The sequence below is a fragment of the Roseibacterium elongatum DSM 19469 genome, from assembly GCF_000590925.1.
GTDB lineage: Bacteria > Pseudomonadota > Alphaproteobacteria > Rhodobacterales > Rhodobacteraceae > Roseibacterium > Roseibacterium elongatum.
This window is the reverse complement of record NZ_CP004372.1, coordinates 2,956,460-2,978,374: the sequence shown is the minus strand read 5'-3', so window position 1 is coordinate 2,978,374 and position 21,915 is coordinate 2,956,460. Positions and strand designations below refer to the sequence as shown.

The following is a 21,915-nucleotide window of genomic DNA, read 5'->3' as shown; positions in this document are numbered from 1 at the left end:
CGTTACACATGGCCGAGATCAAGGACCCCGAAAACACCATCTTTATGGAGCTGAAAGGCGGCACCGTCACCATCGAGCTGTTGCCCGACATCGCGCCCAAGCATGTCGAGCGGATGAAGGAACTGGCCCGCGAGGGGGCCTATGACGGGGTCATCTTTCATCGCGTGATCGACGGCTTCATGGCCCAGACCGGCGATGTCGAGCATGGCCAGGCCGAGGGGGGAAACATCCGCCGGGCCGGCACCGGCGGCTCGGACAAGCCCGATCTGCCGGCCGAGTTTTCGCGCATTCCCCATGATCGCGGCACGCTTGGGGCAGCTCGCTCGCAGAACCCGAATTCGGCCAACAGCCAGTTCTTCATCAACTTCGCCGACAACCATTTCCTGAACGGCCAGTACACCGTTTACGGGCGGGTCATCGAAGGCATGGAGCATGTCGATGCCATCACCCGCGGAGAGCCGCCCGCGACCCCCGACAAGATGATCAGCGTCAAGGTGGCCGCCGATGCGTAAGCCTGCCCTCCTTCTTGCGCTTGCCGGGATTGCAACCGGCCCGGCGCTGGCCGCGGGCCTCGAGATCGAGGTCGAAGGCGATGCCAGCGGGCACCATCGTGATCGACCTCTTCGAGGAGGTGGCCCCGAACCATGTCGAGCGGATCGTGACACTGGCCGGCGAGGGGGCCTATGACGATGTGGTGTTTCACCGTGTGATCGACGGCTTCATGGCCCAGACCGGAGATGTGCAATACGGGCGCATCGGCATGGACATGCGCTATGCCGGACGCGGCGGATCGGATTACCCCGATCTCGATGCCGAGTTCTCGGATATTCCCTATGAACGGGGCATCGTGGGCATGGCCCGCGCCGCCAGCCCCAACAGCGCAAACTCGCAGTTCTTCATCATGTTCGAACCCGCACCGCCGCTGAACGGGGATTACACCGTGGTCGGACAGGTGGTCGAGGGCATGGAGATCGTCGATGCCATCAAGCGCGGCCGCGGCCGAAACGGCGCCGTCATCGGCGAGCCCGACCGCATGGTGGCGCTGCGTGTGCTCGAGGCCGATCCGGTTCCCCCCGCCACCGACGGCGAGACAACCGACGAAGGCTGAGGCCTGTCGGCACTGACGCCGAACCACAAGCGCGTGAGGGGGCCTGTCGCGGCCCCCTTTTTCCTGTCAGCCTTCGGGAACGTCATGTTCCCCCGGAGGTCTGACCATGCCGTATCGACGCCTGGTGCCGCTTTTGCTGACGCTGTGCCTCTGGGCCGGGATGTCCAGCGCCCAGTCCGCTGCCATCGACCGTTCGGCCTGGCCCCTGACCGATTTCGAGACGGCCATCGTGGATCTGTCCGAAATCCGCTCCGGCGGGGTGCCGCGCGATGGCATTCCCGCACTCGATGATCCGGCGATGCGCCCGGCGGGCGAGGAAACACGCCTGGGCGGGGCGGAGCCGGTGCTGACCTTGTCGCTGGGGGACGCGCCGGCGCGCGCTTATCCGCTGCGCTACCTGACATGGCATGAAATCGTGAACGACACGGTGGCCGGTATTCCCGTCGCCGTCACCTTCTGCCCGTTGTGCAACACGGCCCTGGTCTTTGACCGGCGGGTCGACGGGCGGGTTCTGCGGTTCGGTGTCTCGGGCAATCTGCGCTTTTCCGACATGATCATGTTCGATCGCGAAACCGAAAGCTGGTGGCAACAGGCCGTCGGCCGCGCGATCGTCGGCACCTTGGCGGGGGCCGAATTGACGGCATTGCCGGCCTGGGTCGAAAGCTGGGACAGCTTTCGCCAGAGCCATCCCGACGGGCTGGTGATGGACGAACCCGACGCGCGCCGCCCCTATGGCCGCAACCCCTATGTCGGATATGACAGCAGCACACGGCCCTTCCTTTACGATGGAGAAAACCCGCCCCACGGGATCGAACCGCTGGCCCGTGTCGTCCGTGTCGGCGAGCGGGCCTGGCCGCTGGCGCGCCTGGCCGAAAGCGGCACCTTGACCGAGGCGGGGGTCACGATCACCTGGCAGGCGGGCACGGCCTCGGCACTCGATACGGCCGAGATCGCCCGTGGGCGCGACATCGGACAGATCCGCGTGCGCGACGCGTCCGGGGCGGATGTCGTCCATGACGTGATGTTCGCCTTTGCCTTCCATGCCTTCTGGCCCGACGGACAGTGGATGCTGGAGTGAGGCCGCCCATTGACCTGACCGGGCATTGGCCATAGCTCGGCGCGCATGGCCCGTGCTCCTCTGCTGCAACTGACCGATATCGCGCTGACCTTTGGCGGCGACCCCGTGTTCGACGGGCTCGACCTCGTGATTCACGAGGCCGACAGGCTGTCGCTGGTCGGGCGCAACGGGTCCGGCAAATCCACGTTGATGAAGGTCATGGCGGGGCTGATCGAACCCGATCGCGGGGCGCGGGTGCTGCCCGAGGGGGTGTCCACCGGCTATCTGGAACAGGATCCGGATTTCTCGGGCTTTGCCACGCTGGGGGATTTCGCCACGGCGACCTTGGGCCCGTCCGAGGCCTGGCGCGTCGAGGCCGCCGCCGAGGGGCTGAAACTGTCGCTCGAGGCCGAGACCGCGCGCGCCTCTGGGGGCGAACGCCGCCGTGCGGCGCTGGCCCGGCTTATGGCCGAGGCGCCGGAACTGATGCTGCTCGACGAGCCGACGAACCACCTGGATATCGAGGCGATCGGCTGGCTCGAGGCCGAGCTGTCGCGCACCCGCGCGGGCTTTGTGCTGATCAGTCACGACCGCGCGTTCCTGCAGGCCCTGTCGCGCGCGACGCTTTGGCTGGATCGCGGCGTGGTGCGGCGCATGGATCGCCCCTTTGACCGGTTCGAGGAGTGGCGCGACAAGATCTGGGAGGAAGAAGACCTTGCGCGCCACAAGCTGGACCGCAAGATCAAGGCCGAGGCGCGATGGGCGGTCGAGGGCATCAGTGCCCGGCGCAAACGCAACATGGGCCGCGTGCGTGCCTTGCAGGACCTGCGCGAGACGCGCGCCAACATGATCCGTCGTCAGGGCACGGCGGCCATGGCGCTCGAGGCGGGGCCGCAATCGGGCAAGCGCGTGATCGAGGCGCAGGGTATTTCAAAGACTTACGGCGATCAGGTGATCCTGAAACCCTTCGATCTGCGCGTGTTGCGGGGTGACCGCGTGGCCTTTGTCGGCCCCAATGGGGCCGGCAAGACGACGCTCTTGAAGATGCTCACTGGCGAGGTTGCGCCCGATACCGGCAGCGTCACCCTCGGCACCGGGATCGAGATGGCGGTGTTCGATCAGACCCGCGCCGCGCTCGACCCCGAGGCGACCTTGTGGGAAAGCCTGACGAACGACCCCAGCATCGGCATTTCGGGCCGGTCCGATCAGGTTCTGGTGCGCGGCACGCCGCGCCATGTCGTGGGGTATCTCAAGGATTTCCTGTTTGACGACGCACAGGCCCGTGCGCCGGTCAAATCCCTGTCGGGGGGCGAAAAGGCGCGTCTCTTGCTGGCCCGTATCATGGCGCGCGAGTCTAACCTGCTGGTGCTGGACGAACCGACCAACGACCTCGATGTCGAAACGCTCGATCTTCTACAAGATATCCTCGGCGAGTATCTCGGCACCGTCCTTCTGGTCAGCCATGACCGTGATTTCCTCGACCGGGTGGCCACGCTGACCGTGGCCCTGGAAGGGCAGGGGCGTGCCGTGGCCTATGCGGGGGGCTGGTCGGACATGCAGGCGCAGCGCGCCGCGTCGGGTACGGACGCGGCCCCGGCGAAACCCGCCGCATCCGCCAAACCGGTCGAAAAGCCCGCCCAGCCGTCTGCGCCTGCGAAACCGCCGCGCAAGGGCGGGCTCAGCTTTACCGAACAACATCGATTGGATGCACTGCCGGCCATGATCGAGAAACTGGAGGGCGAGATCGCCAAGCTTTCCGATCTCTTGTCGGAGGCCGAGCTGTACACCCGAGATCCGGCCAAGGCCGACAAGGCCACGCAAGCCTTGACCGAGCGGCAGGGCAAACTCTCTGCGCTGGAAGAAGAGTGGCTGGCCCTGGAGGAAAAAGCCGGCGGCTAGCCGCGCGGCGCCAGTTGCGTAATCGCAACGCCCACTGCCATGGCCAAGATGCCCAGCATGCGGGTGAGTGAGACCGGCGTGACCTGCGCGCCGAACAGGCCGAAATGGTCGATCGCGGCGGCGGACACCAATTGCCCCAGCAGAACGAAAAACACCGCGTTGCCCACGCCGAAGGTCGGGGCCACCCAAGTGATGCTCAGCACGTAAAAGGCCACGAACAGCCCTGCGGTGAACAGGTGCCAGGGTTGCCCTGGCAGGGCGCGCACGGCCCCCATGCCCGTGATCAGCGTCACCAGAACCGCCGCCGCAAAGGCCACGACGAACAGCACCACCGCCGCCGCGGCCGGCGAGCCGATATTCGCCCCGAGCCGCGCGTTCAGCGCCGCCAGCAACGGAATGCCGATACCGGCAAGCAACATGATCACGGCCTGATGGGGCATTGAACGGCGGTCCTTTTCACGAGCAGATGCCAATCAGATCGGCTCCGTCCCAGGGGATGACCTCTTCGATATCGTCGGCGCGCGATTGCAGCGGCGTGACCGGCATCACCTGGCCCAGCAACCGTTCCAGCCGCACGCTGCGGGCGCCTTGCGGGTCAACCGCGCGACAACAGACATATTCTTCTACAAGAGATGCCTGTTGCTCATAGCCATAGTCGAGGAACCGGCGCGTATCGTCGGGGTCGAACAGATAGGGGTCCTCGATCCGGGCGTGTTCGGCAAAGGCGCGAAACGGGTGATATCCGGTGACCGCGCGGTTCTGCCATTGCCAGACATGGGTCATCTCATGGGCAATGAACATCGCGGCGGCCAGACTGCGCCGTCCGTTCCGCTGGCCGACATAATCCTCGAGAAAGATATCCTCGCGGACATGGAGCGTGTTGAACAGGGCGATCCCGCCCGTGCGTCCGCTGACGATATCGGTCTCGGGCGGCGGATAGAGCCGTTCGCGGCAGGTCACCTGCGGGCGCGCGGGATAGGACTGTACCCCCAGGCCGACCAAAGGGTTCTCGACGATGCGGACCGGCGCGGCGGCGAAGGTGCTGCCCTGCAATTCGGCCATATAGGCGCGTTCGCCCTCGGTCAGGGGGCGTCCGCAGGCCATCAGCCCAAGGCACAGCAGCAAGATCGTGAACCGTTTCATCACGCGCAGGTTTGCGCGCTTGGCCCGCCATGTCGAGGGGGCATCGTCAGGCTTGACACCGACCCCGGCACGGCGACGATGGGGCCTACAGGATGGCGTCGCCACGGGGGCGCTGCGCAAAGCGAAGGAGATCCGATCATGAAACCGCTGATGATGGCCGCTGCGCTGGCCCTTGCCGCGGGGGGCGCCACGGCCCAGGACGCCGGCGAAGGGGCTTTGCTGTATCAGGCCTATTGCGCGGCCTGTCATGGCGAAAGCGGTCAGGGCGACGGACGCATGGCCGAGTTGCTGACCATCCAGCCGACCGTCCTGACCGAGTTGAGCCTTCGCAACGGCGGCAGCTTTCCCACGCTGCGGGTGGTGCGCCAGATCGACGGGCGCGATCCGATCCTGGCCCATGGCGGCGACATGCCGATCTTCGGCCGCTGGTTCGAGGGGCAGGGGCCCGATGTGGCGCTGGCCACCGCGGCGGGTCAGCCGGTGATGGTGGCCCGGCCCATCGCCGATCTGGTGGCCTATTTGCTGGAGATCCAGGAATGAGCGCGCGATTTGCCGTGGCCGCGGGAACGGCCATGCTCAGCCTCGGCGCGCCGGCCCTTGCGCAGGATGCCGAGCGGGGCGCGCGTCTTTACGCCGAACACTGCGCGGTCTGCCACGGCGCGGGCCTGCGCGGCGACGGGCCGATGGCCGAGGTCCTTCTGGTCTCGCCGCCTGACCTGACGGGCATTGCGGCGCGTTATGACGGGACGTTCCCGCGCGCGGGCGTGGCCTGGCGCATCGACGGGCGCGACCCGATCCTCAGCCACGGGGGGGACATGCCGCTGTTCGGCTTCGTCTTTTCCGAGATGTCCGAGGTGCTGCGCAGCGAGGGCGGCCAGACCGTCGTGACATCTGCCGAGGTGCTCGACCTGATCTCCTTTCTCGAGGCCAATCAGAGGTGATCCGAGGCCCCGGCGGGCCGCGTGTCGCCGCTCAGGCCGGGGCGACCTGCCGGCGCACCAGCGGGCTGAGCGCGATGAGGACCAGACCGATCGAGAACAGGCACCAGACCGCCGGCATTTCGTTGGGCATGTCGGTCAGTGCGATGGCCAGGACCGGCCCCAGAACAAGGTGGATGATCACCAGACGCCAGGCCCCATAGACCAGCGGCAACACGAACACCGCCAGCATGTAGTCGGGATAGGTCCAGCCCCCCGGCATCTCGACGCCCAGAAGACGCGAGGCCAGATCATTCAACGGCATGTCCCAGGCCAGGTGCCAGGTGCCGGTGATCGTGCACCACTCGGCCCCGCACAAGACGGTGCCCGGCCGGCACATCCCGGCCCAGTCCAGCGGCACCATCCGCGCCAGCAGCAGGACCGAGGCCACCCCCGCCGCCGCCAGCACGGCGACCTGCGCGCGCCGCGATAGCATGGGCGCGGCGATGGCCATGGCAAAGGCGTTGATGAAGATCGGTTGCAGCGAGATATGCACCCAGGACAGGATCGTCGCCCAACGGTTCGAGGGCGTGCCACATTGGTCGATCACGTGGTAGCCCCAGACCTGCAACGCCTCCATCGCGGCGAAAAAGGCCAGCGTGACCGGGATGGCCATCGGGTCGCCGCGCTTGATCGTGACCACGGTCGCCACCGCGCCCACGCCAACCATGGCGAGGCTCGCCCCTTCGCTCCAGCACATTGGCTTGTCCCTCCGTCAGGGCAGAGTGTTGTCCTTGGGGCAGGGTGGGTCAAGCGGGACCGTGGCGGCGGATGGGCGCAGGGTTGTGGTAAATGCAATAATTTGCCGATGACCTGCTTCTAGACAGTTTTTTTCAATGGACCCAGCCGGAACAGCACCGCAGGTGCCCGGCCAGCGCCTGCCCGCCCCATCGGGCTGGCGCTTTGTCTGGGCTGGGTGCGTCGTTCATTCGGAGCGATGACTTGGCTGGAATAAAGTGCGGAGAACGCAGGGTGCAGCGCCACCCCGCGGGCAGGCGCTGGCCCCTCGTGCCGCATCGAGACCTTCGTGTCGCGATTGGCAGGCGCAAAGAAAAATGCGGGCCTCTCAACCCTTCTTTAACCTTTCCCTGCTACACACTCTGGCATTCGAGTCTCCTTCCCCTCATTTCATCCTTCTGCCCAAGGGGTTTGCCCCATGCCGCGTCATGTCTTGGCGCCGATTTCGGCGCGTCTATACATCCAACTCTTCCACGAACCGCGCGTTCTCCTGGATGTACTGGAAGCGCAGTTCCGGCTTCTTGCCCATCAGGCGCTCCACCAGGTCGCCGGTCTCGCCCGGCACCTCGTCGTCGATCGACACCCGGATCAGCTTGCGGCTGGCAGGGTCCATCGTGGTCTCTTTCAAATCCTTCGCGTCCATCTCGCCCAGGCCCTTGAATCGCGAGACGTCGATCTTGCCCTTGCCGCCCAGACCCTTTTCCAGCCATGCGTCGCGTTCGGCCTCGTCCAGGCAATAGACACGCCGCGCCCCTTGGGTCAGGCGGAACAGCGGCGGGCAGGCGAGGTAAAGGTGCCCCTTGTCGATCAGCGGGCGCATCTGGCTGAAGAAAAACGTCATCAGCAGCGAGGCGATATGCGCCCCGTCCACGTCGGCGTCGGTCATGATGATGATCTTCTCGTAGCGCAGATCCTCGATGTTGAACTTGGTGCCCATGCCGACGCCAAGCGCCTGGCATAGGTCGGAAATCTCGGCGTTCTGGCCCAGTTTCGAACTGGCTGCGCCCAGCACGTTCAGGATCTTGCCCCTGAGCGGCAGCAGGGCCTGCGTCTTGCGGTCCCGGCCCATCTTGGCCGAGCCGCCCGCGCTGTCGCCCTCGACGATGAACAGTTCCGTGCCCTCGCGGGCCGAGGTCGAGCAATCGACCAGCTTGCCGGGCAGGCGCAGGCGCTTGGTGGCCGATTTGCGCGCGGTTTCCTTCTCGGCGCGGCGGCGCAGGCGTTCCTCGGCGCGCAGTACGAGGAAATCGAGGATCGACCCGGCCGCCTTGGTATTCGCCGCCAGCCAGTTGTCGAAATGGTCGCGCACGCTGGCCTCGACCAGCCGCGCGGCCTCGGTCGTTGCCAGCCGGTCCTTGGTCTGGCCGACGAATTCCGGCTCGGCGATGAAGCACGACACCAGCGCGCAACCGCCCGAGGTCAGGTCGTCGCGGTTGATGTTGCCGGCCTTCTTGTTGCCGACCAATTCGCCATAGGCGCGGATGCCCTTCAGGATCGCGGCCCAGAACCCGGCCTCGTGCGTGCCGCCCTCGGGTGTTGGCACGGTGTTGCAGTAGGACTGGATGAAGCCGTCGCGCGCGGGGCTCCAGGTGATCGCCCATTCCACCGATCCCGGCACGCCGAACCGGGGCTGGAACTCGACCTTCCCGGCAAAGGGCGCGTCGGTGTAGGTGGCGGAGTTGCCCAAGGTTTCGGTCAGGTAATCGGCGAGGCCGCCGGGAAAGTGGAACGTGGCCTCGGTGGGCGTCTCGCCATCGTCGATCGCCGATTTCCAGCGGATCTCGACCCCCGAAAACAGATAGGCCTTGGAGCGGACCATCTTGAACAGGCGCGCGGGCTTGAACCGGTGATGACCAAAGATCTGGTCATCGGCATGGAAGGTGACCGAGGTGCCGCGTCGGTTGGCCGTCGCGCCCAGTTTCGCGACGGGCCCTTGCGGGATGCCGCGCGAGAACTCCTGCGCGAACAGCTCGCGGTTGCGCGCCACCTCGACCGTCAGCCGATCCGACAGGGCATTGACCACCGAGACGCCCACGCCATGCAGACCGCCCGAGGTCTGATACGCCTTGCCCGAGAACTTTCCGCCCGCGTGCAGCGTGCACAGGATCACCTCGAGCGCCGATTTGTCGGGGAATTTCGGGTGCGGATCGACCGGGATGCCGCGCCCGTTGTCGCGGATCGTGACCGCGTAATCCGCGTGCAGCTCGACCTCGATGCGGTTGGCATGGCCGGCGACCGCCTCGTCCATCGAGTTGTCGAGCACCTCGGCCACGAGGTGATGCAGCGCGCGCTCATCCGTGCCGCCGATATACATGCCGGGGCGTTTGCGAACGGGCTCCAACCCCTCGAGAACTTCGATCGAGGAGGCGTCATAGTCTTGCGGCTCGGGCGTGCCGGACAACAGGTCGTTGGGCATGGGGACTGCTCTATCTTGTGTAGGCTCGACCCCATATTGGCAGGTTTGGGGGGCGGGGAAAAGAGAGCCGCGCCGCCCCGCCTGTCTCAAAGCTCGGAAAGCGGCGTCTGCGGCGCCAAAAGCTGCAGCGGCCCGATCTCGACCGGGCCGATATCGGGGGTGAAGTCCGGCTCGAAGGGCGAGAAGGCCTCGAGCCCGCTTTGCCCCTCGACAAAACCCAGGCTGCCATAACCGTCGCCGCGCATCTGGTGATAGGCATCCTCGTGGACGGCCGGGTCGGTGCCGAGGTATTCGTGCATGCCGTCGCTCAGAAAGCTGGACACTGCCGCGCAACTGTACTCCCTCGGTTCGGACAGGGCGCTGCCCAGTCCGGGATACCCGCCGACCGAGCCCACGAAATCGAGCACCCGGTCGGGGTCTTCGTAGCTCAGGGCCCGCGTTTCCCAGTCCGGCGCGTCGGGCGGCGACAGGGAAAACCGGCCTTGCAACATCAGCGCAGCGTTGGCGCATCCATTGGCGCGCAGCGCGTCGAGATCGCGTGTCAGCACCGGCGCCATCGCGATCGGGGCCACCTCGATCGCGTACTGGCTGGCCGCCCCGACCGTGTCCACGGGCAGGACATCGTCGGCCGTGTAGGCCAGCATGTCGGCCAGCAGTCCGGGCGTGATCGACACGGCGCGTTCGGCCATGAGGCGCGACAACCCGGCAAACGTCATCCTGGGATTGTCCGTTTGCCAAAGGTTCAGCGCCGGCAGTGACAGGTGGCCCTGCGGATGCAGCACGCGGTCCACGCGCCAATAGCCTTCGTTGTAGCTTTGCCAGGAATAGCGGCCGGCCATGAAGATCAGGCCACAGGCCCCGTCGCACCGATCCCCCGCGGCGACGGCCGTGGGGATGCCATGGCGCCCGTATTCATCCTGAAACCGGTCCAGCGCCTCGGCAATCCGCAAGGCTAGGTCGATATCGCCGCCGGAACTGTTCAAGCACAACCGATGCGTGCCGTAGGGAAAGCCGTAGAACAGTGCTGGCGAAAAGGGGAGTTGCTTGTCACTCGCTTCCATCGGCGGCGGATCCGAGAGAACGGCGGAAAGGGCCTCGAGATCACCGGGGGCAAGCTCACCCGCCAGGCGCAGGGTGCAGCCCATTTCCTCCATGTCCGGCGTCACGGTCGTCTCGATGGTGGCGGCCTGCAAAGGCAGGCCAGATAGGTCGGCGCCAAGCAGGGCGCAGAGGGTCAAACGGGAAAACCGGGCCATGCGAAACCTCCCTTTGTGTGCGGCATGGATCGCTTGCCACCCTAGGGATTGCGCCGTGTGGTCACCATGATTTCCGTCAAGATGCCGAATGTGACGGTTTATTGACATGTCTCAAGGCGCAACCATCGCGTGTATGCGATGATCGCAAGACAGAAAAAGAACGCATAGCCTGTAGCGAAGGGACAGTATCCGTGAATGAAATCGCAGCCGACCAGAACACCGTGACCGATCCGATCCCGGCCGTTGCCGACGCCCAGGCCAAGACAGGCGAGGGGGCCAGCAGTGCGACCGCCGACAAGGGCCCGTCCGTCCGCGCCCGGGGGCGTGGGGCACAGGGACCCTCGCCGGCCGAGATCCGGCAGGCTTTCGAAACCGGTGAATATCCATATCAGACCAAGCTCAGCCGCCGCAGCTACGAGGCGCAGAAAGCCAAGCTGCAGGCCGAGTTGCTGAAGGTGCAGAAATGGGTGGCCGAGACGGGGCAGAAGATCGTCATCCTGTTCGAGGGGCGCGATGCGGCGGGCAAGGGCGGCACGATCAAACGCTTCAACGAGCACCTGAACCCGCGCGAGGCGCGCGTTGTGGCGTTGAACAAGCCCACCGACGAAGAGCGCGGCCAATGGTATTTCCAGCGCTACATCCAGCACCTGCCGACGGCCGGTGAAATGGTGTTCTACGACCGGTCCTGGTACAACCGCGCCGGTGTCGAGCGGGTGATGGGCTTTTGCGAGCCGAACGAATACCTCGAATTCATGCGCCAGACCCCCGATCTGGAGCGTATGCTGGTACGCTCGGGCATCCGCCTTTACAAATACTGGTTCTCGGTCACGCAAGAGGAACAGCGCCGCCGCTTCGCCTCGCGCGAGACGGACCCGCTGAAGCGGTGGAAACTGTCGCCAATCGACAAGGCCTCGCTCAACAAGTGGGACGACTACACCGAGGCGAAGGAGGCGATGTTTTTCTACACCGACACGGCCGATGCGCCCTGGACCGTCATCAAGTCCGACGACAAGAAGCGCGCGCGCCTGAATTGCATGCTGCATTTCCTCGACAGTCTCGACTACCCGGACAAGGATCTCCGCATCGCGCATGCGCCCGATCCGCTGATCGTGGGGCAGGCGGGGCATGTCATTCACAAGGCCGAGCACATTCTGGGCGCGTCGCTGCACCCCGATACCCGCAAGGCCCGGCCCTGAGCGGCCCCAGGGCGCCCACCACCTCGCGCCCGCCACCGCGCGGGCGCGTTCACGTCAATAGCGCCGTCTCCAAGGGGGGCGGCGCAGCCGTTTCGCTTAAGGCGCGGGGTTAGCCGGTTTCGACCTCTTGCACACCCGCGGCGCCACCAATCCCGAAATAGTATTCCAGCACGGCATCCGGCACGATGTTGCGCTGATGGGCTACCGAGGCCAGCGCGAAAAGCTCGGCGGCCTCGTGCGGTGTGATCGTTCCGTCCTCGATCTTCTGGATGCCGTCCTGCAGGGCATTGATGATGTCCTGGTTCATGGCGGCATTGGCGATGGCGAAGAGTTCCGCGGCCTGCTCTTCGGTCAAAAGGCCGCTTTCGTAGAGCGGTTCGAAATGCGACGAGTCGAAGGCGATATAGCTGTCGTTGAGTTGACGCGAGCGCAGCTCGGCGTCAATCTGCTGGGTCAGGTTGTTGATGCCACCGGTGACAATGGCCGTCGCGGCGATGGTCATGCTGACCACGGCGGCGCTGAGGACGGTGTAGTCGACCGTAATCGCCCCGTCTTCGGCGCGGAGATATCTGAAAATTGAGTCTCGCACGGCTTTGGTAACTCCCCTAGCTGTGGAAGGTTGTCACGCAATAGGGGCGGAAATGTGGCGGATCTGGGTAGGTTTTCGCAACAATCCCCGTGCTTTGTCGCAACAATCCCCCGATTAAGAAAGAATTAAGGTTTCGTGCGCCGTAGCGGCGGCAGTCTCGGCGCTGGCTTGCGCAATCGGCCTGGGTGCCATGGCGTCCGACTTGCGCGGTCGACCGGTCTGGGTCTAATGCGCGCATGGCTTTTGCTGTCTTTCATCATCCGCGTGCGCTTGCGCTTTGCGCCCTGATCGGCATCGGCGGTGCCGGGTCTGCGGCGGCGCATCCGCATGTTTTCATCGATGCCGGGCTGACCCTGTTTCACGACGCTGCCGGACGGGTGGCCGAGGTCGAGGTGACCTGGCGCTACGACGAACTGTACACCCTGATCCTGTTGCAGGATCTCGACCTCGACCCCGATTTCGACGGGGACCTGACCGAGGACGAGATTGCTCAGACGCTTGGCTTCGACCTGAACTGGAACAGCGGTTTCGAGGGGGGGCTTGAGCTGTCGCGCGGCGACGTCGCGCTGCGGATCGGTCCGCCCCGGCCTCAGGCGCTGACCCTTCTGCCCGAGGGGCGGCTGGAAACGGTCCACCGGCGCGAGGTCACGGGCGATCCCGGCGGTGATGCGGCCCTTGTGGCGGCCATCTACGATCCGGCGTTCTATATCGCCTTCGAGGCGATCCTTCCCACCGAGGTGCGGGCCCCCACGGGTGGCCCGGCCCCGTGCAGTGTCGAGTTGCTGCGCGCCGATCTGGACGCCGCCTATGCCGAGCTTGAGACCGCCCTGGCCGAGATCGGCGGCGTCGTCGCGGCCGAGGACAATTTTCCAGCGGTCGGCGCCTTGTTCGCCGACAGGTTGGTGGTGGCATGCGACGGGTGATCGCCCTGTCCCTTCTGGCGGGTCTGATCGTCATCGCGGCACTCTATCTCAGTGGCGGCGACAGGGTTATCGCCGCCTGGGCGACCGAGGGGCAGAGGACAGCGCAAACGGCGATGGCGCGCGCCCTGCGCGCCCTGCGGGCGGGCGAGCCGGGGGCCTTTGCGGCCTTGATCGCGGTCTGCTTCGGCTACGGCTTTTTCCATGCGGCGGGCCCGGGGCATGGAAAGCTGCTGATCGGCGGGTACGGCGCGGCGCGGCGCGTCGGGGCGGGGCGACTGGCGGGGGTGGCGCTGATGGCCAGTCTTGCGCAAGGGGCAAGCGCCGTCGCTCTGGTGGGCACGGGCCTGTGGCTGCTGGGCTGGGGGCGGCAGCAAATGACCGACATGGCCGACCGCCTGTTCGATCCACTGAGCTATGGCGCCATCGCGCTGATCGGCCTGTGGCTGGCCTGGCGGGGGCTGCGCAGCTTGCGCCGGCGCGCCGCGCAAAAGGCGCCGGATCATCCCCATCACTGCGACGGCCCGGTCTGTACCACATGCGGTCATGCCCATGCGCCGGACCCCGCGCAGGTGGCCCGCGCCAGTTCGCCGCGCGAGATGGCCGCGTTGATCGGCGCGGTGGCCCTGCGGCCCTGCACAGGTGCGCTGTTTCTTCTGATCCTGACCGCGCGGATGGAGATTTTCGGGCTGGGAATCGCCGGGGTGCTGGCGATGGCCCTCGGCACGGCCTCGGTGACGGTCGCGGTGGCGCTGGCGGCCGTCTGGGCGCGGCGCGGGGTGGTGGACGGGCTGAGCGGCAGCGCGGCGCGCCTGGCCGCCGTGCAACCGGGCATCGAGATCGCGGTGGGGCTGTCGATCGCCTGGATTGCGGGAACGATCGCGCTGGCCGCGCTCTGAGGCTTGCCCCGCGCCGGGCGCGCGCCTAAAGGCGGGTGATGACCTTCGCCGACCACCTCAAACGCACCCTGGTGCTGGGCCTGCCGTTGATCGGCGGGCAATTGGCGCAGGTTGCCATCGGCTTGACCGACACCGTGATGATGGGGTGGTACGGGGTCGAGGAACTGGCCGCCGTGGCCTTGGGGTCGTCGTTCTTTCACATGCTGCTGATCCTCGGCATGGGGTTCGGCCTGGCGGTGATGCCGATGGTCGCCTCGGCCGCCTCGAACGAGGATGCCCGACAGGTGCGGCGGGTCACGCGCATGGGATTGTGGATCGCGATCCTGTTTTCGATCCTCGCGCTGCCGGTCTTCTGGTTCTCGGGACCCATTCTGTTGGGCCTGGGGCAGGAGCCGGACCTGTCCCGGATGGCTCAGGATTACCTGCGGATCGCCGGTTTGGCGATCGGCCCGGCCGTCCTGATCACGGTGCTGCGCAGCCACCTGTCGGCGCTCGAGCGTCCGCGCGTCGTGCTATGGGCCTGGCTTGCGGGTGTCGTGCTGAACATCGCCATGAACTGGGTGCTGATCTTCGGCAATCTCGGGGCGCCCGAACTGGGCGTGCGGGGGGCGGCCATCGCCTCGCTGGGGACGCATCTGCTGATTTTGCTGGTGCTGGCGGTCTATGCAGCGCGGGCGCGGGGCCTGGCCGAGTACACGCTTTTCGCGCGCTTCTGGCGCCCCGACTGGGAGGCGTTCCTGTCCGTTTTCAAGCTGGGATGGCCCATTGCCCTGACGCTGCTCAGCGAGTCGGGCCTGTTCATCGCCACGATGGTGATGATGGGCTGGATCGATACCGAGCATCTGGCCGCCCATGGCATTGCGCTTCAGATCACCTCGGTCGTGTTCATGGTGCATATCGGGCTGAGTTCGGCCGCGACGGTGCGGGCGGGCCGCGCCCACGGGCGCGGCGACACCGAGGGGCTGCGGCTTGCGGCCTGGGCAGCGCTGTTGCTGTCGGCGGTGACGGTCGCGGCCACCGTCCTGGGCTTCGTCACCTTGCCCGAGGCGCTGGTGGGCCTGTTCGTCGATCCCGGCGACCCCCTTCGGCCGGCGATCGTGGCGCTGGGTGCGCAGCTGCTGGTGGTCGCGGCCTTCTTTCAGTTGGCCGATGCGGCGCAGGTCATGGCACTGGGGCTGTTGCGCGGGGTTCAGGATACCCGCGTGCCGATGATCTACGCCGTCATCAGCTACTGGGGGATCGGTATCCCCTGTGCCTGGGCGCTGGGGTTTCCGGCCGGCCTGGGCGGTGTCGGGATCTGGCTGGGCCTGACGGTGGGTCTGATCGTGGCGGGCGCGTTGATGATGGCGCGCTTCTGGCGGGGGGCCGGACGCGGCAGCGCGGGCGCGCCGATCACGCCTGCGCCGCGGGTCTGAGGGATGTCGCCCGGCGCTACGCGCCGCGCGACCCGCGTTCGAGGTTTTTCGCCCTGCGCTGCGCGCCGGGCGACCGGGGCGAGAGGGGCTGTCTGCCCCTCTCGCGCTCTCCCCGAGCATGTTTTCGGGATAAAGATGGGATCAGGCGGCAAACCCGTCCAGGATGCGCGCCCAGCTGCGCATGCCGCGGTGAAAGCTGTTGAGATCGTATTTCTCGTTCGGCGAGTGGATCTGATCATTGTCACGGCCGAATCCGGCAAGCAGCGAATCCATGCCCAGCACGGTCTTGAAATACCCGGCCACCGGGATCGACCCGCCGCCGCCGATAAAGGCCGCTTCGCCCGGCCATTCGGCGCTGAGGGCCTGGCGCGCCATCTCGAAGGCGGGATGCGAGATATCCATGCGCGACGCGGGCGAGGCGCCATGCGATGCGAACTCCACATGACAGTCCAGCGGCATCTGCTGGATCACCCAGTCGCGGAAGCTTTCGCGCAGAACATGCGGGTCCTGCCCGGCCACGAGGCGGAAGCTGACCTTGGCATGCGCCTGCGAGGGCAGCACCGTCTTGAAGCCGGCCCCGGTATATCCGCCCCAGATGCCGTTCACCTCGGCCGTCGGGCGCGACCAGATCATTTCCAGCGGGGTGCGATCGTCCTCGCCGGCCGGATGTGTCAGGCCGACCGCGCCGAGGAAGCGCTCGGCGTCGAAGCCGAGGTCGCGCCACTGCTTTTTCAGCGTCGGAGACGGCTCGGCCACGCCGTCGTAGAAACCCGGCACCCGCACATGTCCATGCGCGTCGTGCAGATTGGCCAGAACGCGGCTGAGCACGCGGATCGGGTTCATCGCGATGCCGCCGAACAGGCCCGAATGCAGGTCCTTTTCGGGGCCGGTGACGGTAATTTCCTCGCCCAGCAGGCCGCGCAGTTGCGTGACGATGCCCGGCACCCCCTCGGCATAGAGGCCGGTGTCGCAGATCAGGGCGATTTCGGCGGTCAGTTCCTCGGCATTGGCCTTGAGGAAGGGCACCAGTGAGGGCGAGCCCGATTCCTCTTCGCCTTCGAGGAAGATGGTGACGCGGGCGGGCAGGGTGCCGGTCTCGGCCTTCCAGGCGCGGCAGGCCTCGATGAAGGTCATCAACTGGCCTTTGTCGTCGGCCGCGCCGCGGGCGCGGATCACCTTGCCGCTGTCGGTCTGCTCGATGGCGGGATCGAACGGGTCGCGGGTCCACAGGGCAAGGGGGTCGACCGGCTGCACGTCGTAATGGCCGTAAAAGAGGATGTGACGCCCGTCGGCCGGCCCGCCATGGGCCACGACCATCGGATGCCCGTCGGTCGCGCGGACCGAGGCGTCGAATCCCAGCTCGGCCAGCGCCTGGGCCAGCCAGTTGGCGGCGCGGGCCACGTCATCTGAATAGGCCGGGTCCGTCGAGACCGAGGGAATACGCAACAGGTCGAACAACCGCCCGGTGGCGGCGTCGAGATCGGTATCGATGCGGGAAAGGACAGCGTCGAGCGACATGGGGACCTCTTCTTGCAGGTTGAGCCGGGCAAGGGCACGGTGCGCACCCGGCGACGCGCGCCCGACACTACGCCGCCGCGCGCCACTGTCCAGCCGATAGCGCATGCGCCCATCGCACGCCGGGCGAGGGATGACGCTACGTCGCGGCGCGATCGGGACGACCACACGCAAAGGTTGACACAGGTCAAGGTTCCAAGCGCGTCGATTTGTAACTTGGCCTGGCTGGGTCTGGCGTCCTAAGTGAGATCGCGATGAGGGCAGAGATGTCCGACCAGACGAAGCCAGCGTCTTGAAAGGGTCCGCGCGCACGACCTGTGCGGCCCAGCCGGAAGGGAGACCGCCAGTGAATTACGACCGCGCGCTTGCCGAAGCCATCGACCGCCTGCACGAGGAAGGGCGCTATCGCACCTTCATCGATATCGAGCGCCGGAAAGGCCAGTTCCCCCATGCCGTCTGGACGAAACCGGACGGCACCGAGCAGGAGATCACCGTCTGGTGCGGCAACGACTATCTCGGCATGGGGCAGCACCCGGTCGTGCTGCAGGCGATGCATGATGCGTTGGAGGCGACGGGCGCGGGGTCTGGCGGCACGCGCAACATCTCGGGCACCACGGTCTATCACAAGGCGCTTGAGGAAGAACTGGCCGATCTGCATGGCAAGGAGGCCGCATTGGTCTTTACCTCGGCCTATATCGCCAATGACGCGACGCTGTCGACACTGCCGCGCCTGTTTCCCGGGCTGATCATCTATTCCGACGAGTTGAACCACGCCTCGATGATCGAGGGGATCCGCCGCAATGGCGGAGCCAAGCGCGTGTTCCGCCACAACGACGTGGCGCATCTGCGCGAGCTGCTCGAGGCCGACGACCCCGACGCGCCCAAGCTGATCGCCTTCGAGTCGGTCTATTCGATGGACGGCGATTTCGGCCCGATCGAGGCGCTGGTAGACTTGGCCGAGGAATTCGGTGCGTTGACCTATCTCGACGAGGTGCATGCGGTGGGCATGTATGGCCCACGCGGCGGCGGGGTCAGCGAGAAGCTGGGCATCGCGCATCGCGTCGACATCATCAACGGCACCCTGGGCAAGGCGTTCGGCGTCATGGGCGGCTATATCGCGGCCTCGGCGCGCATGTGCGACGCCGTGCGCTCCTACGCGCCCGGGTTCATCTTCACCACGTCGATTCCGCCGGTCGTGGCGGCCGGGGCGGCGGCCTCGGTGCGGCACCTGAAAACCGACCAGGCGCTGCGCGACCTGCATCAGGAGCGGGCCAAGGTGCTCAAGCTGCGGCTCAAGGGGCTGGGGCTGCCCATCATCGATCACGGCAGCCATATCGTGCCGGTGATCGTGGGGGACCCGGTACACACCAAGAAGATCTCGGACATGCTGCTGAGCGATTTCGGTGTGTATGTGCAACCCATCAATTTCCCGACCGTGCCGCGCGGCACCGAGCGTCTGCGCTTCACGCCCTCTCCGGTCCATGACCCGAAGATGCTGGATGGGCTGGTGCATGCGATGGATTCGCTCTGGAGCCACTGTGCGCTGAATCGCGCCGAACTGGCGGGTTGACCCTTTCTGCGGGTGCAACGCCCGCCAACTCCATGCTAAACCCGGATCAAGCGCGGCGGGGCTAGGGAATCGCCGCGCGCTGGGGTAACATCTGCGCAAAGCTGCACGGCGCACCGCGATATCTGGTGCGACCAAGGCGTGAGTGGGGCAGGCCGCATGGGCCAGAACGATGGTCAGTATTGGGACGACGACGCCGGCGGGATTGATGGCCCCGACGGGATGGACGAGTCCGTGATCAGCGCCCCCGATTTCGAAAACTACGATCTGAGCGATGTCGCGCTTGGCGATCTGATGCGGGGCGAGCGCGCGACCCTTGGCAAATCCCTGCTCGATGTCGAGCGCGAGCTTCGCATTCGCGCCACCTACATCGCGGCGATCGAAAACGGCGACGTGGCGGCGTTTCAGTCGCCGGGGTTCATCGCGGGCTACGTGCGGTCCTATGCGCGCTATCTTCAGATGGACCCGGAATGGACGTTCCAGCGCTTCTGCGAGGAAACGGGCTTTCGCGGGGTGCATGGGCTGTCGTCACGGCAGGCGTCCGAATCGCGGCGCAGTGCCCTCGACGTGCCGCGGCGGGTCGATCCCAATGACGTGATGGCCCGCGCCCCGATCGGGTTCGCGCAGGAGCGCGACCCGGTCTTTTCGCGGATCGAACCGGGCGCGCTCGGCTCGATGGCTGTGCTGGTGGTTCTGGCGCTGGGGATCGGTTACGGGGCCTGGGCGATCCTGCACGACATCCAGAGATTGCAGATCGCCCCGGTGGACGACGCCCCCGCGCCCCTGGCGCAACTCGATCCACTGGCCGGCGCGACCGAAGGGGCGTTCGATGTCGAACAGGGGTTCGATATCGCCGTGCCGGGTGCCGAAACAATGGGTCGGCTCTATCGCCCGACGCCGCTCGAGGCGCCGGTGGTGACGCCCCGCAACGAGGCCCTGGCCACCCTGGATCCCGACGAGGTCGGAACCCTGACCGGCCTGCGCGCCAACCCCACCCTCGACGAGGGCGATGTCACCGTCGCCGAGGTCACCCCCGAGGCCGACGCCGCCCCCGTTCGCGTGACCGAAGCCGGCAGCGACGAGGTTCTGCTTTTTGCCGTGCGACCGACATGGGTGCGGGTGACCTCGCCCTCGGGCACCACGCTGTTCGAGGGCACGCTGAACGCGGGCGACAGCTATATCGTCCCCGACTCCGAGGGGGCGCCCTTGCTGCGCTCGGGCAACTCGGGCTCGCTCTATTTCGCGGTGAACGGGGTCACGCTGGGGCCGGCCGGGATCGGGGCGTCGATCGTGCGGGATGTCGAACTGACGGCCGATGCGATCAGCGCCAATTTCGCCATGGCCGATGCAAGCGCCGACCCCGATCTGCCCGAGGTTGCCGAACTGGTGCTGGGCGGGCAGTGAGGCGCGCAGGGGTTCGGTCGGTGGCGCGGGCCGTCACGGACCGGATCATACCGACGCAGGCGGGCTTTTGCCGTGTTCGGGGCGTTGTCGCCCCGGCCTGACAGGATTATTCTCCGACGCAACGCAGTCATTGCAAAGGCCCAGCCATGTCGCACAACTCCATCCGTCCGTGGCGCGATATCGAACGCCGCAAGAGCCGCAAGATCCATGTGGGCAATGTGCCCGTGGGGGGGTGCCCCGATCAGCGTGCAGACCATGACCAACACGCTGACCACGGATGTGAAGGCCACCATCGCGCAGATCCAGCGCTGCGCCGAGGCCGGGGCCGACATCGTCCGCGTTTCGGTGCCCGATGCCGACAGCGGCAAGGCGATGAAAGAGATCGTACGCGAAAGCCCGGTGCCGCTGGTGGCCGACATCCACTTTCACTACAAGCGCGCGATCGAGGCCGCCGAGGCCGGGGCCGGATGCCTGCGGATCAATCCCGGCAATATCGGGGACGCGGCCCGCGTGAAAGAGGTCATCAAGGCCGCGCGCGATCATGGCTGTTCCATCCGGATCGGCGTGAATGCCGGCAGTCTGGAAAAGCACCTGCTGGAAAAATACGGCGAGCCATGCCCCGACGCGATGGTCGAGTCGGGCCTGGATCATATCAAGATCCTTGAAGACAACGATTTCCTGGACTTCAAGATTTCCATGAAAGCGTCCGATATCTTCATGACTGCCGCCGCCTATCAACAGCTCAGCGAGCAGACGGATGCGCCCTTTCACATGGGCATCACCGAGGCGGGCGGCTTTGTCGGCGGCACGGTGAAATCGGCCATCGGGCTGGGCAACCTCTTGTGGATGGGCATCGGCGACACGATGCGCGTCAGCCTGTCGGCCGACCCCGAGGAAGAGGTCAAGATCGGCTTCGAGATCCTGAAATCGCTTGGTCTGCGTCACCGCGGCGTAAACATCATCTCGTGCCCGTCCTGCGCGCGTCAGGGGTTCGACGTCATCAAGACGGTCGAGACACTGGAAAAGCGGCTTGACCACATCAAGACGCCCATGAGCCTGTCGATCATCGGCTGTGTGGTGAACGGGCCCGGCGAGGCGCTGATGACCGATGTGGGCTTTACCGGCGGCGGGGCCGGGTCGGGCATGGTCTATCTGGCCGGCAAGCAGAGCCACAAGATGTCCAACGACCAGATGATCGACCATATCGTCGAACAGGTCGAGAAAAAGGCCGAGGAACTGGAGGCCGCCCGCGCCGCCGAGGCACAGGCCGCCGAGTAGCCGCGCTCAGGGGCGGGCGGCCCGCGGCCCATTGTGCAGAAGGGCGCGCAAGCGACTCTGGCGGTGGGCAAAGAACAGCCGCGCAAACAGCGCCACGGCCCCCGTGCGCCAGCCGGCCTCGATCTCGACGCGATCGGTATAGTGGCTGCCGCCGGCCCCGTCAGGTCGGATGATGATCCAGTGGTCCCATCGCCGGATCATGGCGGAATGGCCGTTGTCGCGCGCGACAAGGGCGTCCTTCTCGGGCGTGGCCTCGGGGTAGGATATGTCGATCACCTGCCGCCCCAGCGGCACCCAACCGATCCCGTACATCGCAACGACATGTGGGCCTGGGGCAAACCTTGCCGGCCAGTCGGGCGGGTCCACCGGCGCGAACCGGATCAGAGGCGCCGCGATATGACACAGCACGCGCGGCGACGTGACTGCGGCCAGCACCGCGTCGGGCGGGGCGTTCAACCTTGTGTGTCGCGTGACGATCTGCGTCATCTGCGATGCCTTTCCCAGTCGCGCCGCGCACTGGCCGAACGACGCGCGCCCG

19 protein-coding genes and 2 pseudogenes are annotated in these 21,915 nt (G+C 66.3%); 13 read left to right on the top strand and 8 right to left on the bottom strand.

Translation table 11 applies throughout. From position 1 onward, the window contains the following. Window positions 1-8: 8 nt before the first annotated feature. The 4 genes and pseudogenes from ROSELON_RS14485 (at window position 9) to ROSELON_RS14470 (ending at window position 4,064) form a co-directional block, all read left to right on the top strand. Window positions 9-512 carry a peptidylprolyl isomerase gene (locus tag ROSELON_RS14485; RefSeq protein ID WP_025313049.1) on the top strand — a complete coding sequence of 168 codons (504 nt, stop codon included), beginning with the start codon at window positions 9-11 and terminating at the stop codon, window positions 510-512. Further along, a pseudogene (locus tag ROSELON_RS14480) lies at window positions 505-1,108 on the top strand (peptidylprolyl isomerase). Before ROSELON_RS14485 ends, ROSELON_RS14480 begins: the two are co-directional and overlap by 8 nt. A gap of 106 nt (window positions 1,109-1,214) precedes the next feature. Then, window positions 1,215-2,186: a DUF3179 domain-containing protein gene (locus tag ROSELON_RS14475; RefSeq protein WP_025313048.1), complete on the top strand. Its 972-nt coding sequence runs from the start codon at window positions 1,215-1,217 to the stop codon at window positions 2,184-2,186. A gap of 45 nt (window positions 2,187-2,231) precedes the next feature. After that, window positions 2,232-4,064: an ABC-F family ATP-binding cassette domain-containing protein gene (locus tag ROSELON_RS14470; RefSeq protein ID WP_025313047.1), complete on the top strand. Its 1,833-nt coding sequence runs from the start codon at window positions 2,232-2,234 to the stop codon at window positions 4,062-4,064. On the opposite strand, the gene ROSELON_RS14465 is transcribed toward ROSELON_RS14470, so the two are convergent. Together ROSELON_RS14465 and ROSELON_RS14460 are read right to left on the bottom strand one after the other, a co-directional pair. Then, a complete protein-coding gene (locus ROSELON_RS14465; protein WP_025313046.1) occupies window positions 4,061-4,504 on the bottom strand; it encodes a DMT family transporter in 444 nt (147 codons plus the stop codon). The two genes, ROSELON_RS14470 and ROSELON_RS14465, sit on opposite strands and share 4 nt — an antisense overlap. Before the next feature lie 16 nt (window positions 4,505-4,520). Then, complete coding sequence (locus ROSELON_RS14460) at window positions 4,521-5,207, bottom strand: hypothetical protein (RefSeq protein ID WP_025313045.1); 687 nt, start codon at window positions 5,205-5,207, stop codon at window positions 4,521-4,523. A gap of 138 nt (window positions 5,208-5,345) precedes the next feature. On the opposite strand from ROSELON_RS14460, the gene ROSELON_RS14455 reads away from it, so the two are divergent. Together ROSELON_RS14455 and ROSELON_RS14450 are read left to right on the top strand one after the other, a co-directional pair. Further along, a complete protein-coding gene (locus tag ROSELON_RS14455; RefSeq protein ID WP_025313044.1) occupies window positions 5,346-5,747 on the top strand; it encodes a c-type cytochrome in 402 nt (133 codons plus the stop codon). After that, window positions 5,744-6,148: a c-type cytochrome gene (locus ROSELON_RS14450; RefSeq protein WP_025313043.1), complete on the top strand. Its 405-nt coding sequence runs from the start codon at window positions 5,744-5,746 to the stop codon at window positions 6,146-6,148. Before ROSELON_RS14455 ends, ROSELON_RS14450 begins: the two co-directional genes overlap by 4 nt. Before the next feature lie 31 nt (window positions 6,149-6,179). On the opposite strand, the gene ROSELON_RS14445 is transcribed toward ROSELON_RS14450, so the two are convergent. From ROSELON_RS14445 to ROSELON_RS14435, 3 genes are all read right to left on the bottom strand, one after another. Continuing rightward, window positions 6,180-6,884: a DUF5765 domain-containing protein gene (locus tag ROSELON_RS14445; RefSeq protein WP_025313042.1), complete on the bottom strand. Its 705-nt coding sequence runs from the start codon at window positions 6,882-6,884 to the stop codon at window positions 6,180-6,182. Between the two features lie 492 nt (window positions 6,885-7,376). After that, a complete protein-coding gene (gene parE, locus ROSELON_RS14440) occupies window positions 7,377-9,338 on the bottom strand; it encodes a DNA topoisomerase IV subunit B (protein WP_025313041.1) in 1,962 nt (653 codons plus the stop codon). Between the two features lie 86 nt (window positions 9,339-9,424). Continuing rightward, window positions 9,425-10,594, bottom strand: a complete 1,170-nt coding sequence (locus ROSELON_RS14435; RefSeq protein ID WP_025313040.1) for a hypothetical protein — start codon at window positions 10,592-10,594, stop codon at window positions 9,425-9,427. A 191-nt stretch (window positions 10,595-10,785) separates the two neighbouring features. Here ROSELON_RS14435 and ppk2 point away from each other — a divergent pair, with 191 nt between their 5' ends. After that, on the top strand, window positions 10,786-11,790 hold the full coding sequence (ppk2, locus tag ROSELON_RS14430) for a polyphosphate kinase 2 (RefSeq protein ID WP_025313039.1): 1,005 nt from the start codon (window positions 10,786-10,788) through the stop codon (window positions 11,788-11,790). 109 nt (window positions 11,791-11,899) lie between these two features. Here the strand turns inward: ppk2 and ROSELON_RS18470 are convergent, their stop codons facing one another. Beyond that, window positions 11,900-12,379: a Flp family type IVb pilin gene (locus ROSELON_RS18470; protein WP_198020764.1), complete on the bottom strand. Its 480-nt coding sequence runs from the start codon at window positions 12,377-12,379 to the stop codon at window positions 11,900-11,902. 236 nt (window positions 12,380-12,615) lie between these two features. Between ROSELON_RS18470 and ROSELON_RS14420 the strand changes: the two genes are divergently transcribed. From ROSELON_RS14420 to ROSELON_RS14410, 3 genes are read left to right on the top strand one after another with little or no spacing between them, the layout of a single operon-like run. Then, the gene (locus ROSELON_RS14420) at window positions 12,616-13,302 is read left to right on the top strand and encodes a DUF1007 family protein (protein ID WP_025313037.1); all 687 of its coding nucleotides are present in this window, start codon (window positions 12,616-12,618) and stop codon (window positions 13,300-13,302) included. Then, window positions 13,290-14,198, top strand: a complete 909-nt coding sequence (locus ROSELON_RS14415) for a nickel/cobalt transporter (protein WP_025313036.1) — start codon at window positions 13,290-13,292, stop codon at window positions 14,196-14,198. Before ROSELON_RS14420 ends, ROSELON_RS14415 begins: the two co-directional genes overlap by 13 nt. Window positions 14,199-14,236: 38 nt before the next feature. After that, window positions 14,237-15,613: an MATE family efflux transporter gene (locus tag ROSELON_RS14410; RefSeq protein WP_025313035.1), complete on the top strand. Its 1,377-nt coding sequence runs from the start codon at window positions 14,237-14,239 to the stop codon at window positions 15,611-15,613. 141 nt (window positions 15,614-15,754) lie between these two features. Here ROSELON_RS14410 and ROSELON_RS14405 read toward each other — a convergent pair whose 3' ends face one another. Beyond that, on the bottom strand, window positions 15,755-17,131 hold the full coding sequence (locus ROSELON_RS14405; RefSeq protein ID WP_025313034.1) for a M20/M25/M40 family metallo-hydrolase: 1,377 nt from the start codon (window positions 17,129-17,131) through the stop codon (window positions 15,755-15,757). A 343-nt stretch (window positions 17,132-17,474) separates the two neighbouring features. On the opposite strand from ROSELON_RS14405, the gene hemA reads away from it, so the two are divergent. From hemA to ispG, 3 genes and pseudogenes are all read left to right on the top strand, one after another. Next, a complete protein-coding gene (hemA, locus tag ROSELON_RS14400) occupies window positions 17,475-18,698 on the top strand; it encodes a 5-aminolevulinate synthase (RefSeq protein ID WP_025313033.1) in 1,224 nt (407 codons plus the stop codon). Between the two features lie 156 nt (window positions 18,699-18,854). Continuing rightward, window positions 18,855-20,099 carry a helix-turn-helix domain-containing protein gene (locus ROSELON_RS14395; RefSeq protein ID WP_025313032.1) on the top strand — a complete coding sequence of 415 codons (1,245 nt, stop codon included), beginning with the start codon at window positions 18,855-18,857 and terminating at the stop codon, window positions 20,097-20,099. A gap of 146 nt (window positions 20,100-20,245) precedes the next feature. Further along, window positions 20,246-21,377 (top strand): annotated as a pseudogene (gene ispG, locus ROSELON_RS14390) (flavodoxin-dependent (E)-4-hydroxy-3-methylbut-2-enyl-diphosphate synthase). A 6-nt stretch (window positions 21,378-21,383) separates the two neighbouring features. On the opposite strand, the gene ROSELON_RS14385 reads toward ispG, so the two are convergent. After that, complete coding sequence (locus tag ROSELON_RS14385) at window positions 21,384-21,863, bottom strand: hypothetical protein (protein ID WP_025313031.1); 480 nt, start codon at window positions 21,861-21,863, stop codon at window positions 21,384-21,386. Window positions 21,864-21,915: the final 52 nt, after the last annotated feature.